The organism is Reyranella sp. (genome assembly GCF_965279625.1).
GTDB lineage: Bacteria > Pseudomonadota > Alphaproteobacteria > Reyranellales > Reyranellaceae > Reyranella.
In genome coordinates, this window is record NZ_OZ257251.1 from 4,315,806 (window position 1) to 4,330,181 (window position 14,376).

At 66.8% G+C, this 14,376-nt stretch carries 18 protein-coding genes; 12 read left to right on the top strand and 6 right to left on the bottom strand.

Annotated features, from left to right (window positions below; genetic code table 11):
* Positions 1 to 57: 57 nt before the first annotated feature.
* The 4 genes from ACQY78_RS20955 to ACQY78_RS20970 are packed head-to-tail and all read left to right on the top strand — an operon-like array spanning position 58 to position 3,836.
* Complete coding sequence (locus ACQY78_RS20955; protein WP_428678258.1) at positions 58 to 759, top strand: LolA family protein; 702 nt, start codon at positions 58 to 60, stop codon at positions 757 to 759.
* Between the two features lie 41 nt (positions 760 to 800).
* Entirely contained in the window at positions 801 to 1,337 is a 537-nt protein-coding gene (locus ACQY78_RS20960; protein WP_428678259.1) for an N-acetyltransferase family protein, read from the top strand.
* Positions 1,338 to 1,353: 16 nt separating this feature from the next.
* Positions 1,354 to 2,889 carry a class I adenylate-forming enzyme family protein gene (locus ACQY78_RS20965; protein ID WP_428678260.1) on the top strand — a complete coding sequence of 512 codons (1,536 nt, stop codon included), beginning with the start codon at positions 1,354 to 1,356 and terminating at the stop codon, positions 2,887 to 2,889.
* Positions 2,889 to 3,836, top strand: a complete 948-nt coding sequence (locus ACQY78_RS20970; protein ID WP_428678261.1) for a DMT family transporter — start codon at positions 2,889 to 2,891, stop codon at positions 3,834 to 3,836. The genes ACQY78_RS20965 and ACQY78_RS20970 overlap by 1 nt, the downstream gene beginning before the upstream one ends.
* On the opposite strand, the gene ACQY78_RS20975 is transcribed toward ACQY78_RS20970, so the two are convergent.
* Positions 3,784 to 4,161 (bottom strand): YkvA family protein, encoded by a 378-nt coding sequence (locus ACQY78_RS20975; protein WP_428678263.1) that lies wholly within the window; start codon positions 4,159 to 4,161, stop codon positions 3,784 to 3,786. The two genes, ACQY78_RS20970 and ACQY78_RS20975, sit on opposite strands and share 53 nt — an antisense overlap.
* A gap of 78 nt (positions 4,162 to 4,239) precedes the next feature.
* Between ACQY78_RS20975 and ACQY78_RS20980 the strand changes: the two genes are divergently transcribed.
* A complete protein-coding gene (locus ACQY78_RS20980) occupies positions 4,240 to 5,001 on the top strand; it encodes an SDR family NAD(P)-dependent oxidoreductase (RefSeq protein WP_428678265.1) in 762 nt (253 codons plus the stop codon).
* A 20-nt stretch (positions 5,002 to 5,021) separates the two neighbouring features.
* Positions 5,022 to 5,390: a hypothetical protein gene (locus ACQY78_RS20985; RefSeq protein WP_428678266.1), complete on the top strand. Its 369-nt coding sequence runs from the start codon at positions 5,022 to 5,024 to the stop codon at positions 5,388 to 5,390.
* A gap of 5 nt (positions 5,391 to 5,395) precedes the next feature.
* On the opposite strand, the gene ACQY78_RS20990 is transcribed toward ACQY78_RS20985, so the two are convergent.
* A complete protein-coding gene (locus tag ACQY78_RS20990; protein WP_428678268.1) occupies positions 5,396 to 5,956 on the bottom strand; it encodes a hypothetical protein in 561 nt (186 codons plus the stop codon).
* A 247-nt stretch (positions 5,957 to 6,203) separates the two neighbouring features.
* Between ACQY78_RS20990 and ACQY78_RS20995 the strand changes: the two genes are divergently transcribed.
* From ACQY78_RS20995 to ACQY78_RS21015, 5 genes are read left to right on the top strand one after another with little or no spacing between them, the layout of a single operon-like run.
* The gene (locus ACQY78_RS20995) at positions 6,204 to 7,034 is read left to right on the top strand and encodes a chromate resistance protein ChrB domain-containing protein (RefSeq protein ID WP_428678270.1); all 831 of its coding nucleotides are present in this window, start codon (positions 6,204 to 6,206) and stop codon (positions 7,032 to 7,034) included.
* Positions 7,031 to 8,395, top strand: a complete 1,365-nt coding sequence (gene chrA, locus ACQY78_RS21000) for a chromate efflux transporter (RefSeq protein ID WP_428678272.1) — start codon at positions 7,031 to 7,033, stop codon at positions 8,393 to 8,395. The genes ACQY78_RS20995 and chrA overlap by 4 nt, the downstream gene beginning before the upstream one ends.
* A 7-nt stretch (positions 8,396 to 8,402) precedes the next feature.
* Positions 8,403 to 8,648 carry a DUF3297 family protein gene (locus tag ACQY78_RS21005; protein WP_428678274.1) on the top strand — a complete coding sequence of 82 codons (246 nt, stop codon included), beginning with the start codon at positions 8,403 to 8,405 and terminating at the stop codon, positions 8,646 to 8,648.
* 8 nt (positions 8,649 to 8,656) lie between these two features.
* Complete coding sequence (locus ACQY78_RS21010; RefSeq protein ID WP_428678276.1) at positions 8,657 to 9,655, top strand: TAXI family TRAP transporter solute-binding subunit; 999 nt, start codon at positions 8,657 to 8,659, stop codon at positions 9,653 to 9,655.
* A gap of 48 nt (positions 9,656 to 9,703) precedes the next feature.
* On the top strand, positions 9,704 to 9,925 hold the full coding sequence (locus ACQY78_RS21015) for a hypothetical protein (RefSeq protein WP_428678277.1): 222 nt from the start codon (positions 9,704 to 9,706) through the stop codon (positions 9,923 to 9,925).
* Between the two features lie 6 nt (positions 9,926 to 9,931).
* Here the strand turns inward: ACQY78_RS21015 and ACQY78_RS21020 are convergent, their stop codons facing one another.
* The 4 genes from ACQY78_RS21020 to ACQY78_RS21035 form a co-directional block, all read right to left on the bottom strand.
* Positions 9,932 to 10,906, bottom strand: coding sequence for a Bug family tripartite tricarboxylate transporter substrate binding protein (locus ACQY78_RS21020; RefSeq protein ID WP_428678279.1), 975 nt, complete (start codon positions 10,904 to 10,906; stop codon positions 9,932 to 9,934).
* Positions 10,907 to 11,112: 206 nt separating this feature from the next.
* A complete protein-coding gene (locus ACQY78_RS21025) occupies positions 11,113 to 11,487 on the bottom strand; it encodes a copper-binding protein (protein ID WP_428678281.1) in 375 nt (124 codons plus the stop codon).
* A gap of 118 nt (positions 11,488 to 11,605) precedes the next feature.
* Positions 11,606 to 12,580 carry a Bug family tripartite tricarboxylate transporter substrate binding protein gene (locus ACQY78_RS21030; protein WP_428678283.1) on the bottom strand — a complete coding sequence of 325 codons (975 nt, stop codon included), beginning with the start codon at positions 12,578 to 12,580 and terminating at the stop codon, positions 11,606 to 11,608.
* Between the two features lie 54 nt (positions 12,581 to 12,634).
* Positions 12,635 to 13,552 carry a TauD/TfdA dioxygenase family protein gene (locus tag ACQY78_RS21035; protein WP_428678284.1) on the bottom strand — a complete coding sequence of 306 codons (918 nt, stop codon included), beginning with the start codon at positions 13,550 to 13,552 and terminating at the stop codon, positions 12,635 to 12,637.
* Positions 13,553 to 13,643: 91 nt separating this feature from the next.
* Between ACQY78_RS21035 and ACQY78_RS21040 the strand changes: the two genes are divergently transcribed.
* Positions 13,644 to 14,372, top strand: a complete 729-nt coding sequence (locus ACQY78_RS21040) for a GntR family transcriptional regulator (protein ID WP_428678286.1) — start codon at positions 13,644 to 13,646, stop codon at positions 14,370 to 14,372.
* Positions 14,373 to 14,376: the final 4 nt, after the last annotated feature.

Here is a 14,376-nt window from a genome sequence, read left to right on the forward strand (position 1 = left end):
CTCCTGCTGGTGGCCGTATGGTAAACGGCGGTTCACATGATTGGGAAGTCCCCGCCGATGCTTGATTCTGCCTTATTCGACCGTCATATCCGCCGCATGCGAACCCTGCTCACTGCCCTTTCTGCCGTTGCTCTGCTGTCATTCGGAACGGTCCACGCCGAGGCTCAGAGCCCGGTACAGCAGGCGCAGGCCCAGGTGCCAGCCTCCAATCCGCAGGTTGCGGAGGTCGAGCGCTATTTCAACGGCATCCGCACCATGCAGGCCCGCTTCGTGCAGTCGAACCCGGGCGGCACGGTGGTGCAGGGCACGCTCTCGGTGAGTCGGCCCGGCCGCATGCGATTCGAATACGATCCGCCGTCGCAGCTCAAGATCGTGGCCGACGGCAGCCAGGTGACGATGTGGGACATCGCCAACCGCGACTTCGGCCAGTGGCCGATTGGCTGGACCGCCGCCTCCTTCCTGGTGCGCGAGCCGATGGTGCTGCAGGGCGGCGACCTCATGGTCGAGAAGGTCGAGCGCACCGACGGCATGCTTCAACTCACCATGAGCCAGGCCCGCAAGCCGAACGAGGGCAAGGTCATCGTGCGCCTGGGCGAGAACCCGATGGTGCTGCGCGGCTGGACCATCATCGACAATCGCGGCCAGCGGGTCGACGTTTCCCTGAACGGCCTGCAGACCGGCCTGCCGCTGGCGGCAAGTCTCTTTAAGTTCGATGGTCCGGATGCGGGCGCCATTCGACGCGGCGTCGATCGCAACTAGGTCTATACTCCCCGCCGGAACCGACGTGGGGATCTGAAGACGTGAGCGGACTGACGGTGAGGGCCTCGACCGAGGCCGATGTGGCGCGTTGCGCCGAAATCTACGGACATCATGTGCTGCACGGGACGGCCTCGTTCGAGGTCGATCCGCCGGACGTGGGCGAAATGCGCCAGCGCCGCGCTGCGGTGCTCGATCTGGGCCTGCCCTATCTGGTGGCCGAGAAGGAAGGCCGCCTGCTGGGCTATGCCTATGCCGGCCTCTACCGCACCCGCCCGGCCTACCGCTTCACCGTCGAGAACTCGATCTACATCGACAAGGATGCGGTCGGGCAGGGCGTCGGCAAGGCGCTGCTCCTGCCGCTGATCGACCTGTGCGCCCGCGACGGCCGCCGCCAGATGATCGCGGTAATCGGCGATTCCAAGCATGCGGCGTCGATCAACCTCCACGCCTCCTGCGGCTTCGCGATGGTCGGCACCCTGAAGAGCGTCGGCTTTAAGTTCGGCCGCTGGCTCGACAGCGTCCTCATGGAGCGGCCGCTGGGACCGGGCGACACGACGCTGCCCGAAACGCAAGAATGAAGGGGAGAGAGACGCCATGCGACTGATCGATTATTTCGACCGCGGCGCCGATCTCTATCCGGAGCGGCATTGCCTGCATGACGGCACGCGCGGCTGGACCTATCGCGAGGTGCGCGGCCAGACGCATCGCGTCGCCAACGGGCTGCTGGCCATGGGGCTCGGGCGCGGCTCGAAGGCTGCCGTCTACAGTCCCAACCATGCCGCGGCCTATGCCTGCCTGCTGGGCATCGTGCGCGCGGGCGTCACCTGGGCACCGGTCAATGCGCGCAACGCGCTGGAGGAAAATCTCTACATCCTGAACAACACCGACGTGGAGGTGCTGTTCTACCATTCGAGCTTCGAGGGCTATCTCGCGCGCATCCGCGAGGCCTGCCCACGCATCACCGGGTTCATCTCTATCGACACGCCGTCCTTCGAGACATGGCTGGCGGCGCAGAAGGAAGAGGCGCCCGACCTGCCCGACGCGCCCGACGACGTGGCGTTCCTCGCCAGTTCGGGCGGCACCACCGGGCGGCCGAAGGGCGTGCAGATCACCAACGGCAACATCGAGACGATGAACTCGATCTTCTGGGCCTGCATGCCGGTGAAGTCGCCGCCGGTCCACCTGATGGTCGCGCCGATGACACACGCGGCCGGGGTCTGCTCGTTCCCGCTGCTGGCCTTCGGCGGCACCAACATCTTCATGGGCACGGCCGATCCCGGCGGCATTCTGGCCGCAATCGAGAAGCACAAGGTCACGCATGTCTACATGCCGCCGACCCTGATCTACATGCTCCTCGCGCATCCCGACGTGGGCAAATACGACTACAGTTCGCTGCAGCATCTCGTCTATGCCTCGGCGCCGATGTCGGTCGACAAGCTGGTCGAGGCCGTGAAGGTGTTCGGTCCCGTGCTGACGCAGACCTACGGCCAGGCCGAGGCCTGCATGATCTGCACCTTCTTCTCGCCGGAAGACCACGTGGCGGCGCTGGAGAGCAACAACCGCCACCGGCTCGCGAGCTGCGGCAAGGTCTCGCCGCTGGTGCGGCTCGAAGTGATGGACGATCACGGCAAGCTGCTGCCGCGCGGACAGCGCGGCGAGATCGTCGTGCGCGGCAATCTCGTGATGAAGGGCTACTACAACAATGTCGAGGCGACGGCCGAGGCGTCGGCCTTCGGCTGGCACCATACCGGCGACATCGGCGTGATCGACGAGGACGGGTTTGTCTACATCGTCGATCGCAAGAAGGACATGATCATCTCCGGCGGCTTCAACGTCTTCCCCGGCGAAGTCGAGCAGGTCCTGTGGAGCCATCCCGCGGTGCAGGATTGCGCGGTGATCGGCATACCCGACGAGAAGTGGGGCGAGGCCGTGAAGGCCGTGGTCGAGCTGAAGCCCGGCATGACCGTGGAGGCCGACGAGCTGATCCAGCTCGCCAAGGACAAGCTCGGCGGCGTCAAGGCGCCGAAGACGGTCGACTTCGTCGACACGCTGCCGCGCAGCCCCGTCGGCAAGGTGCTGAAGAAGACGCTGCGCGAACCGTATTGGGTCGGTCACGAGCGGAAGATCTGATGCGGGACTGGTTGCGGCGTCTCCCGCCCAACGTGCAGGGGGCGCTGTGGCTGGTGAGCGGCGGCTTCATCTTTACCTCGACGGGGGTGATGATCCGCCTGCTCTCCGAGCAGATCGAGAGCGTCCAGACGGCGTTCTTCCGCGCGATCCTCTCGGTGATCATGCTGTTGCCGCTGATGATCTCGGGCCGGGTGAAGCCTTGGCTCAGCCAGCGCATCAAGGGCCACTTCTGGCGCACCTTCATGGGCACCACCTCGATGGTGCTGGGGTTCTACGCGATCTCGATGCTGCCGCTGGCCGACGCGACCGCCATCGCCTTTTCCCAACCGCTCTTTTCCGTCGTGGTGGCCGCGCTCATCGCCAAGGAAAAGGTCCGCTGGCGCCGCTGGACCGCCACGCTCGTGGGCTTTGTCGGCGTGCTGGTCATGGTGCGGCCGGGCGAGGGCAGCCTGCAGCTCGGCGCGCTGGTGGCGCTGGCCAACGCTGCCTGCGTCGCCATCTCGATCCTGCTGGTGAAACGCCTCTCGGATTCCGAATCGCCGCTGATGATCCTGACCCAGTTCGCGATCTTCTCGACCCTGTTTCTGGCACTTCCCGCGATCTGGGTCTGGCGTTGGCCTGACCTGTTCGGCTGGATGCTGGCGATCGGCATCGCGTCGACCGCCACGGTCGGCCAGTATTTCTGGGTGCAGGCCTTCAAGTCCGGCGAGATGTCGGCCATCGCGCCGTTCGAATACATGCGCCTGCCCTTCGCGGTGTTCATGGGCTGGCTGATGTGGAACGAGATGCCGGTCGTCTGGACCTATGTTGGCGCCGCCATCGTCATTGCCTCGGCGCTCTACATCGCCCATCGCGAGCATGTGGTGGCGCGCGAGCGGCGGCGCGCCGCAGCGGTCAGCCCGCCGGCGAAGCCTCCGGCCCGGCCGGGGCCCGGCCCTGCTCCTTGAGCAGCCAGGCCCGCGCCCGCGCGCGATGCTCTTGCGTGATGTGCATGCGGGCGGCGGTGAAGGCCGCCACCAGGATGGCGGCGTCGTCGGTGAAGCCGAGGCCGAGCAGGAAGTCCGGTATGGCGTCGAACGGCAGCACGAAATAGGCGAGCGCCCCGAACAGGGTGGCGCGGATCGGCAGCGGCGTGGCGCTGTCGCTGGCGCAATAGAACGCGGCGACCGCGTCCTCGGTGAAAGGCACGCGGCCCAGGGTGCGGCGGGCTTTCTGCCAGAAATTCCGGCGGACGGTCGTCTCGTTCCGGACCAGGTCGGATGCATCGCTCATGCGGGGAAAGTTGGGTCGGCGGGCCCGCTTGGCAAGGGGGATGGAAATGCTAAAAGCGCCCAACCACGGAGGATACGGATGAACGTCAAGGGTCAGGCCGCCATCGTCACGGGCGGCGCGTCGGGATTGGGCGGCGCCACGGCGTCGGCATTGGCCGCCGCGGGCGCCAGGGTCGCGATCTTCGACCTGCAGGACGAGCTGGGCGAGCAGAAGGCGAAGGAAATCGGCGGCCTGTTCGTCAAGACCAACGTGGCCGACGCCGCCAGCGTCGAGGCCTCGGTGAAGACGGTCGTCGAGAAGCTGGGCGCGCCGCGCGTCGTCGTGAACTGCGCCGGCATCGGCAGGTCTGGCCGCACGGTCTCCAAGTCAGGCCCGCACGACCTCGCGATGTTCGCCCAGGTGATCCAGGTCAACCTGATCGGCACCTTCAACGTGATCCGCGTTGCGGCCTACGCCATGAGCCAGGCCGAGCCGCTGGACGGCGGCGAGCGTGGCGTCATCGTCAACACCGCGTCGGTCGCGGCCTTTGACGGCCAGATCGGTCAGGCGGCCTATTCGGCGTCGAAGGGCGGCGTCGTCGGGATGACCCTGCCGATCGCTCGCGATCTCGCGAGCCTCGGCGTCCGCGTCTGCACCATCGCGCCGGGCCTGTTCCTCACGCCGATGATGATGAGCCTGCCGGCGGAAGCGCAGAAGAGCCTGGGCGCCCAGGTGCCGTTCCCCTCGCGTCTCGGCGACCCGAAGGAATATGCCCAGCTCGCCATGAGCATCGTGGAGAATCCGATGCTGAACGGCGAGACGATCCGCCTCGACGGCGCGATCCGCATGGCGCCCAAGTAACCAGCCCGGAGGGCGTCCCGATGCGGCTTGCGATCCTGTTGATGACGGCCGTCGTGGCGGTGGCCGTTGCCCGGCCGGCCAGCGCCGAACCGCGCTGGCTCGCCTGCAAGGTGACCGACCAGGGCGGACAGGTGCGCAATTTCAATGTCGTGTTCGACGACCGGCGCAACACGGCCGGCGTCTGGGACGGCGCCTCAATGGTCGAGGGGTCGAACGTGGCCATCACGTTCCAGGCGCTGCGGGCGACCTTTCCCAACTTTTCGATGACCTACAACCGCAACGACGGCGCGTTCTCGATGACGCCGCTCGGCGCCAACTACGGTGGCCTGCTGCACGGCGACTGCCGTCGTAGTCTGGCGCCGCCCGGGGTACCAGAAGGGCGGCGCTGACGGCGTCAGTGGCCGTGGTCGGCCGCCTGCTCGCAGCGCAGGTCGGCGATGCTGTTCTCTGTCGCCTGTCGGGCCGGCGTGGTCTGGCCGTTGCAGGTGTAGCGGATGCGCAGCGTCTTCGTGAGACGATCGGGCATGCCGAAGATGTAGGCCATCGCCGGCACCTGGCAGCGGGTAGGACCTTGGCCGCAGATGTCGCGGACCTGCTGGGTCACGTCGATCGTGGAGGTGGGACCGCCCCATGAGGCTTCGACGATGTCGATGCGACGCGGCACGATCGGCGCGCCGCCGACGCACGCCATCCGGACCTTGAAGCTCGGCGTCGCCACTTCCGACAGAACGAAGTTCTGCGGCTGGCACGTCCAGATCACCGTCAGCTTCTTGGCGAGGTCGAAGCGGTTGTCGTTGTAGCTCGGGCCGTTGGCGAACACGTCGCAGGGATAGCCGCCCGGGCAGGTCACCAGGCTGGTGACGTCGGCGCCGGGACCGTTTTGCGGCAGACCCCAGTAGGCGCGATTGATCTGCGCCGTCGAGACAACGCCCTGTGGTGACTGCGTGCACGCCATGACCGTCCCCACGACGGCGAGTGCCAATAGAACAAGACGACCCCAAGTCATGAAACCCCCGGAAGTTTCCGCACTGACGTTCCCAATATTCCCACGGTCAAACTAACCGCGGCCCGCGACCCCGGCAATCGGCCAAGCTTGACACTATTTGCACTGTCTTTCAGAAAGCGGTGATGGGGATCGCGATCTCCCCACGAGGCGACAGCCGAAGCATCGCGTCCTGCTCCATTCACCAAGGACGCCGCACATGACTTCGCCCAACTCGATTTCTCCCGAAAAGCTCGTCCGACTCATTGGACGTCCGGATTCACCTGTACTGATAGACGTCTGCACGGACGAGGACTTCGCCGCCAACCCGCACCTCGTGCCGGGGGCGATGCGTCGGCCGTGGGCCGAGGTTCCTGTGTGGGGACCGGCCTTCGTTGCCGCTCGGCGGCCTGCCGTCGTGGTCTGCAAGAAAGGCCTGAAACTCAGCCAGGGCGTCGCCGCGTGGTTGCGCCACGAGGGCGTACCGGCCGACGTGCTCGAGGGCGGACTCCTCGCCTGGCAGGCGGCCCGGCTGCCGACCGTGCCGGTCGACCGCCTACCGCGGCGCGACGCCGGCGGCCGCACCGTCTGGGTGACCCGCAGCCGTCCCAAGGTCGACCGGATCGCCTGCCCGTGGCTGATCCGGCGCTTCATCGATACGCAGGCGGTCTTCCTCTTCGTCGCTCCCTCCGAGGTGCTCGACGTCGCCGACCGGTTCGGCGCCACCCCGTTCGATGTCGATCACAAGGACGTGCACTGGAGTCATCGCGGCGAACGCTGCACGTTCGATCTCATGATCGAGGAGTTCGGCCTCGAGACCGCGCCGCTGAAGCGGCTGGCCACGATCGTGCGGGGGGCTGACACCGGACGACCCGAACTCGCCCCCGAATCGGCGGGCCTGCTCGCGGCCTCGCTCGGCCTGTCCCGCATGTATGCCGACGACCTCGCTCAGCTCGAGGCAGGGCTTGCCCTCTACGACGCCTTCTATCGCTGGTGCCGCGATGCCGTCGACGAGGGCCACGACTGGCCGCCAGCCGCGAGAAAATCATGAAGCCCACGCCCTTCCATGGCGTTCCGCTCTCCGAGGCCGTGAAGGTCTGGCTGCGGGTCGCCGCCCTGTCGTTCGGCGGTCCGGCGGGCCAGATCGCGGTGATGCATCGCATCATCGTCGACGAGAAGAAATGGATCGGCGAGCAGCGCTTCCTGCAGGCGCTGAACTACTGCACCCTGCTGCCCGGCCCCGAGGCGCAGCAGCTCGCGACCTATATCGGCTGGCTGATGCACCGCACCGCGGGCGGGCTGATCGCCGGCACGCTGTTCGTCCTGCCGGGTCTGCTCGCCATCATGGCGCTGTCCTGGGTCTATGTGCTGCTGGGCAAGGTCACCCTGGTCCAGGGTCTGTTCTTCGGTCTGAAGGCCGCCGTGCTGGTGATCGTGGCCGAGGCGGTGCTGAGGGTCGGCGGGCGGGCTCTGCGCAACAACGCGATGCGCCTGCTGGCGGTCGCGTCCTTCGTCGCCATCTTCTTCTATGGCGTACCGTTTCCGCTGATCGTCGTCGCGGCGGGGTTGATCGGCTTCACGGCCACCAAGCTCGGCCGGACGGACTTCCAGGCCGGTGGCCACGGCGCCGGTGGCCGCCCCGGCTTGAGCGATGCGGAGTCGCTCCTGGGCGAGGACACGCCCGCGCATGCGAGGCCCAACCTGGTCTGGTCGCTGTCGATCGGCGCGCTCTTTCTCGCGCTCTGGCTGGTGCCGGTGGCGCTGCTGTGGGTCGTGCGCGGGCCCGACGATGTGTTCACCCAGATCTCGGTCTTCTTCAGCAAGATGGCCGTGGTTACCTTCGGCGGCGCCTATGCCGTGCTCGCCTATGTCGCGCAGGAGGCGGTCGACAAATACGGCTGGGTGACGGCCGGCGAGATGCTGGACGGGCTCGGTCTCGCGGAATCGACGCCGGGCCCGCTGATCATGGTGACGCAGTTCGTGGGCTTCCTCGGTGCGTGGCGCGATCACGGGGGCCTCAATCCGCTCCTCGCGGGGACCCTGGGCGGTCTGCTCACGACCTGGGTGACCTTCACGCCCTGCTTCCTCTGGATCTTCGTCGGTGCGCCCTATGTCGAGGCGCTGCGCTCGAACAAGGCTTTGTCGGGAGCGCTGGCGGCCATCACCGCGGCGGTGGTGGGCGTCATCCTCAATCTGGCGGTCTGGTTCGGGCTGCAGGTCCTGTTCGGCGAGTTGCGACCGGTCCAGCTGCTCGGCGCCACTGTCGACCTGCCGGTGCTGGCATCGGCCAACATCGCGGCCGTGGCGCTGGCGGTCGCCTGTGCCGTTGCTGTATTCCGCTTCCGCTTCGGGATGATCCCGGTCCTGCTGGCCAGTTCGATGGCCGGCATCGTCTACTCATTGATGTTATAGGAAATCCATGACCGACACGCTCCCCGACCGACTGTCCACCAACCCGAAGAGCCCGCACTATGACGAGGCGCTGCTCCAGCGCGGCATCGGGATCCGCTTCGATGGCCAGGAGAAGACCAACGTCGAGGAGTATTGCGTGAGCGAGGGCTGGATCCGCGTCGCCGTCGGCAAGACGGTGGATCGCAAGGGCAATCCGCTGACCATCAAGCTCAAGGGCGCGGTCGAGCCGTTCTTCGAGCCAAAGAAGTCCTAGGAGACTGAATGGGACTGCCGCCCGCGCATGGAGACGCACCGAAATCGCGCCCGCGCCGGCGTGACGTCCTGGGAGTGGCAGCCTCCGTCGGCAGTCTGCTGCTCGCGCCCGGACCGGCCCGAGCGCAGCCCGTGAAAGTCCGTCTCGGTACGGCGACGCCGGGCGGCGGCTTCCCGGTCTATGGCGCGGCCTTCGTCGAGTTCGTGCGCCGCTTCGATCCCGCGCTCGAGATCGAGGCGATCAATACCAGGGGCAGCACCGAGAACGTGCCCCTGCTCGAGGCCGGCACGCTCGACATCGCGCTGGTCCAGGGCGAGGTCGTGCACGAGGTGCTGCAGGGTGTGGGCCGCGCGCCGGCCGATCTTCGGGTGCTGACGGCCATGTATCCCACCGCCGGCATGTTCGTCGTGCGGGCCGACTCTCCCTATCGCACCATCGCCGACCTCAAGGGCAAGCCGGTTGCCTGGGGCGCCGGCGGCTCGGGGCTGGTGATCCTCGGCCGATACGCGATGGACGGTCTCGGCCTCGATGCCGCCCGGGATTTCCAGCCGATCTATCTCGAACGCGCCGGCGACGGTCCGGCGATGGTGCTTGACGGGCGTGCCGCTGCTCTGTGGGGTGGCGGCAACGGCTGGCCGGGCTTCGTTGCCATGGCCAACAGCAAGGAGGGCGCACGCTTCATCGCGCCCGATGGCGGCGAGATCCAGCGCATCCTGGCCAAATATACCTTCCTGAAGCCGGTGACGCAGGCGGCCGGCAGCTTTGTCGGCCAGCCCGCGGCGATCCCTTCGGTCGGCTCCTGGAGTTTCGTGCTGGCGCGGCCCGGCCTCGACGAGACGGTCGCCTACCGCACAGTCAAGGCGCTCTACGCCGTTCAGCAGGCCGGCAATCCGCCCCCGCAACTCGCCGAAACGACGGCCGCCAATACGGTCGCGGTCGTGCCCGGGCGCGAAAAACTGCACCCCGGCGTCGTGCGCTTCTACCGGGAGATCGGGCTTCTCACGTAACCAACGCCGTGCTGCCGCGTTTCACCTCCGGAAACGAAGGAGCAGGCGATGGACAAGTCCAAGGACAAGATCGAGGGCGAAGGCAGCTACACTGCCACCGCCGATTACAACAAGCGCACCGCCGAATTCCTGAAGAAGGGCAAGGTCGACGGGGCCGCGCACGAGGCCGCAAAGGCGCTCGATTCCGACGAAGCCGCCTCTCTCAAGGCTGCCGAGGCCAAGGGAAAGGCGGGCGATCCCAAGGGCCAGGGCGCGGCCAAGACGAAGTAGGTCCTTCTACTCCGGCTTCAGCAATCCCTTCTTCGCGAGTTCGCCGATCCCGGCGTCTTCGGTCTTCAGAAAGGCCTCGAAGGCAGCCGGCGTCGACGGACGCGCGGTCGCGCCCAGGTCGACGAACTTCTGTTTGATCGCCGGCTCGTCGAGCGCCGCGACGGCAGCCGCATTGAGTGCTGCGACGATCGCCGCAGGCGTTTCCTTTTTGACGAAGAGACCCAGCGTTGTGCCACCGTCGAACGGCATACAGCCGGTTTCGGCCAGGGTCGGCACGTTGGGCAGTTCCGGCGCGCGCTTCTCGCCGACGACGACCAGGGCGCGCAGCTTGCCCGACTGGATGTGCGGCAGCGAGCTGCTCAGCTGGTCGCAGTAACTGTCGATCTGGCCGGCGAGCGCGTCGTTCAGCCCGACGCCCGAGCCGCGATAAGGCACGATCGCGAAGCTCACCTTCTCGTTCTCCTGGATGCGCAGGATATCCGTGTGGTTCGGTGTCCCGTTGCCGGCATGACCCATGCTGATCGTGCCTGGCTTGGCCTTGGCGGCGGCCAGCAGCGACTGCCAATCCGTGAAGCGGCTGTTGGCCGGCACCACGACGATCATGGGGACCGTGCTCAACATGCTGACCGGTGCGAAGGACGGAACCATCGACGGCTTGCCTGCCATCAGCGGGGAAACATAGAGCGTCCCGAAGGCGGCGATCACCATCGTGTACCCGTCCGCCGGCGCCTGCAGCACCAGCTCCTGACCAACGACTCCGCCGGCGCCGGGCCGGTTGTCGATCAGCACCGGCTGTCCCAGTTTTCGCGACATGCCTTCGCCGGCCAAGCGCGCCGTCACGTCGGCATTGCCGCCTGCCGCGAAGGGGACGATGAAGCGAAGGGGCTTGGTCGGAAAGGACTGGGCCCGTGTGCCGAAACCGGTGGCCAAGGCTGTTGTCGCCGCCAATCCGCCGAGCAGGAATTTCCGTCTCTGAGCCACGATGCATTTCCCCCTTTATCGATTGGGGGAAGCATCCGCCCCGGCTCCGCGTCCGGCCACTGAATTCGCCGAGACCTTTCGCGTCCCGAAAAGTGAACCAGCCGCACGGCCCTGCCGACCAGCCTGCCTGCAAGCTGGCCGGCGTCGAGGCGATGGACAAACCGAGCAATGGCGAACTGCTTCGCCATGCTCGAGCGCTTGGTGGCCTAGTTGCTGTTCTCCAGATGCGTCACGACATAGCTTCGGCCATCGCGTTCGAGCTCGAAGCGGACGCGGTCGCCTGCGCTCAATCCTTTGAGGGCCGTGGGATCCTCGACGCTGAAGACCCTCACGCCGCCTTCGGGCAGGAGGGGAAGCGGGCGATAATCGAGGGTGATCTTGCCTGCCGCGGGGTCGATCGCGACGACGCGGCCGCTCGCGCGCTGGCCATCGTTCGTCGGCGCTTCGACCGAACAGTTCTCGAGATCGTGATCGTGCTCGCTATACGCGTCGTAGATGCTTGGCAGGCCCGCAGCGCAAGCGGACTGGGCACCGATAGGGGCAAACGCAACTGCGGCCACGGCCGCAGCAAGCGTGAACATACTCTTAGACATTTGGGCTGACTTCCGATGGTGAACCTTATTCAGGTCCCTCCATCTGGGAAGGCGCCGTCCAAATTCCAGTGGTTACAGGACAGTGACGGTCGATTGTCACATCCCCTCACTCAGGTTTGATGTTGCCCTCGCGGATCACCTTGCCCCAGCGGTCGCGGTCGTTGCTCACGAGGGCGACGACGTCCTGCGGCGGCCCGGCCAGGGGCTCCGCACCGAGCGTCGCCAGGCGCTCCGCGGTGGCGGGCGCCGCGAGCACCTTGTTCACCGCCTCGTTGAGACGCTTCACGACGGGCTCCGGGATGCCCGCCGGTCCGAGGACGACGAACCAGCCCTCGATCTCGGCCGCGGCGAGGTTCAGTTCGCGCAACGTCGGCAGATCGGGCACGAGCGTGCTGCGCCTGGGTCCTGTCACGGCAAGTGCGCGCATCTCGCCCCGCTGCACGTAGGGCAGCATCACCGCGACATTGTCGAACATGGTCTGGATACGACCGGCCAGGATGTCGGCACGCACCGCACCGCTGCCGCGATAGGGCACGTGCAGGATCTCGACCCCGGCGGTGCGTTGCAGGATCTCGCCGGCCAGGTGCTGCGCGGTACCCATGCCCGTGGACGCATAGGCGACCCCGTTCGGCTTGGCCTTTGCCAGCGCGATCAGCTCCGCCACGGTCTTCACGCCCAGATCCGGATGCACGACGAGCAGATAGGGGGTGCGCGCCACCGTGGCGACCGGCGTGAAGTCCTTGATCGGATCGAAGGAGAGGTTGGGATAGAGCGCGCCCAGGGTTGCATGCGAGCTGGGGGCGAACAGCAGCGTGTAGCCGTCGGGGGGCGACTTCACGATCATCTCCGACGCGATGATGCCGCTCGCGCCGCCCTTGTTCTCGACCAGGACGTTCTGGCCGAGCTCGGTGGTCAGGCCCTGCGCCAGCAGGCGCGCGATGACGTCGGTCGCGCCGCCCGGTGGGAAACCCACGACCAGCCGAATGGACTTGTCGGGAAAGGCCGGGGTCTGCGCGGCGGCAGGCATGGCGAGGCCGAGGAGGCTGCCGGCAAGCAGCCCCAGTAACGTCGAGCGCAACATTTTCAATCCTCCCGAAACGTCTTCTTGTCTTGTGGCGAGCCTTTGCGGCTCGCTTCAGGAAACCGCGGCGACCGCCTGCAACATCGATTCGCGATCGGAGCCTGCGGCGTTGTCGGCGAAGCGTCCCGTCTCGATCTCGCCTTCGAGCGAGCAGCGGAACATCACGCGCGGTTTGGTCTGGTCGAAGTCGCCCAGCGCCACGTGGCAGCTGCAGCGATTGTCCCACATCACCACGTCGCCCAGGCTCCAGCGGTGGCGGTAGACGAATTCCGGCGAGGTCGCGTGCGTGTTCAACATCGCCAGCAGGCTCTGGCTCTCCTCGTCGGACATGCCGAGGAAGCGGCGGATGCGCTGGTTCACCAGCAGCGACTTGCGGGCGGTCTCGGGATGCGTGCGCACCACCGGATGGATGACCGGCGGGTTGCGCCGCTTCATCTCGGCGACGTCGGCGGGATCGCGCTGCTCGATGCCGCGGATCATCGACACGTCGTGCAACGCCTCGAGATTTTCGATCAGGCCGCGGATCGGCGGCGTCAGCGTCTCGAGCGCGAGATAGAGGTTGGACCACATCGTGTCGCCGCCGACCGGCGGCTTTTCCTTGCAATGCAGGACCGCGCCCTTGGCGGGACGGGACGTGTAGCTGAGGTCGGTGTGCCAGTTGCGGCCGGAATTGTAGGTGCCTGACTTCTTGCCCCCGACCATCTTGTTGGTCAGGACCAGGATCTCGCGATGATCCGGATGCAGCGTCGACGGCGCCTGCGACTCGTGAGCGTCGAGCACGCCGAACCGGCGCGAGAATTCGATCTGCTGCTCCGGCGTCAGATCCTGTTCCGGGAAGACGAGCACGATGTGCTCCAGCCAGGCCTCGTGGATCCGGCTGTGGTCTTCGTTGCTGAGGGGCTTGCGAAGATCGACGCCGGTGACCTGGGCGCCGGCCGCAAAGCCCAGCGGCCTGATGTTGATTGCACTCATATTGTTTTCTCCCGAGGCCCAACTCTATCCAGCAGAGTGATTATCGGTCAATATACTGTTTATTGTCAGACAAGATTACGGATCGTCGATCATGGACGCCAGCCCCGCCGCAATGCCTCCGCTGGTCGAAACCCCGCTGGGACGGCTCGTGAAGTCGCTGCCGGAACGACTTGCCGAGCGCATCCTCGAGGACGTGATGACGGGACGGCTGCGGCCGGGCGAGCGGCTGAAGGAGGAACTGCTCGCCGAAACCCATGCGGTGAGCCGCGCCACCGTGCGCGAGGCGCTGATCGCCCTGGCGCGGCAAGGCTATGTCGTGCGCATCCCGCGCTCCGGCGCCCGGATCGCCGAATTCTCGCGCAACGATCTCGACGATCTGTTCGAGCTTCGCGCGGCCCTGCTGGCGATGGCGGCCGGTCGCTACACGCGACAGGCCGGCCCGGCGGAACGGGCGGCGATCGAGGCCGAGATCGCGAGGCTCGAGGCCATGGCCGCAAGCCCCGACATGTCACCGCAGGACTTCGCGACCCAGTCCATCCGGATTCAGACCCTGCTGATCGAGCGGTGCGGCAACAATCACCTGCCCGACATGTACAAGCGGCTGGCGGGCATGGGCATGTGGCAGCTCATCCGCGGCCAGGCGAGCAGCTTCCTCACCCTGGCGGGGCGCCGGGAATCGGCGGCGGACTGGCGCCGCCTCGCCGACTGCGTCGCGAGAAAGGATGACGCGAGCGCCGAGCATGCGGCCAGACTTCTGCTGGAGCATTCCGCCGCTCGCGTCCGGCTGCACTTCGACGAGATCGTCCGGGGAGGCGGCTGACGCG

What these genes read in the sequence shown, in the direction of transcription:
- ACQY78_RS20955 (WP_428678258.1), top strand. Translation starts at nt 58, where the DNA reads ATGCTTGATTCTGCCTTATTCGACCGTCATATCCGCCGCATGCGAACC.
- ACQY78_RS21040 (WP_428678286.1), top strand. Translation starts at nt 13,644, where the DNA reads ATGGACGCCAGCCCCGCCGCAATGCCTCCGCTGGTCGAAACCCCGCTG.
- ACQY78_RS21030 (WP_428678283.1), bottom strand. Translation starts at nt 12,580, where the DNA reads ATGTTGCGCTCGACGTTACTGGGGCTGCTTGCCGGCAGCCTCCTCGGC.
- ACQY78_RS21015 (WP_428678277.1), top strand. Translation starts at nt 9,704, where the DNA reads ATGGACAAGTCCAAGGACAAGATCGAGGGCGAAGGCAGCTACACTGCC.
- ACQY78_RS21010 (WP_428678276.1), top strand. Translation starts at nt 8,657, where the DNA reads ATGGGACTGCCGCCCGCGCATGGAGACGCACCGAAATCGCGCCCGCGC.
- ACQY78_RS20980 (WP_428678265.1), top strand. Translation starts at nt 4,240, where the DNA reads ATGAACGTCAAGGGTCAGGCCGCCATCGTCACGGGCGGCGCGTCGGGA.
- chrA (WP_428678272.1), top strand. Translation starts at nt 7,031, where the DNA reads ATGAAGCCCACGCCCTTCCATGGCGTTCCGCTCTCCGAGGCCGTGAAG.
- ACQY78_RS21025 (WP_428678281.1), bottom strand. Translation starts at nt 11,487, where the DNA reads ATGTTCACGCTTGCTGCGGCCGTGGCCGCAGTTGCGTTTGCCCCTATC.
- ACQY78_RS20985 (WP_428678266.1), top strand. Translation starts at nt 5,022, where the DNA reads ATGCGGCTTGCGATCCTGTTGATGACGGCCGTCGTGGCGGTGGCCGTT.
- ACQY78_RS20990 (WP_428678268.1), bottom strand. Translation starts at nt 5,956, where the DNA reads ATGGCGTGCACGCAGTCACCACAGGGCGTTGTCTCGACGGCGCAGATC.
- ACQY78_RS20965 (WP_428678260.1), top strand. Translation starts at nt 1,354, where the DNA reads ATGCGACTGATCGATTATTTCGACCGCGGCGCCGATCTCTATCCGGAG.
- ACQY78_RS21005 (WP_428678274.1), top strand. Translation starts at nt 8,403, where the DNA reads ATGACCGACACGCTCCCCGACCGACTGTCCACCAACCCGAAGAGCCCG.
- ACQY78_RS20975 (WP_428678263.1), bottom strand. Translation starts at nt 4,161, where the DNA reads ATGAGCGATGCATCCGACCTGGTCCGGAACGAGACGACCGTCCGCCGG.
- ACQY78_RS21035 (WP_428678284.1), bottom strand. Translation starts at nt 13,552, where the DNA reads ATGAGTGCAATCAACATCAGGCCGCTGGGCTTTGCGGCCGGCGCCCAG.
- ACQY78_RS20970 (WP_428678261.1), top strand. Translation starts at nt 2,889, where the DNA reads ATGCGGGACTGGTTGCGGCGTCTCCCGCCCAACGTGCAGGGGGCGCTG.
- ACQY78_RS20995 (WP_428678270.1), top strand. Translation starts at nt 6,204, where the DNA reads ATGACTTCGCCCAACTCGATTTCTCCCGAAAAGCTCGTCCGACTCATT.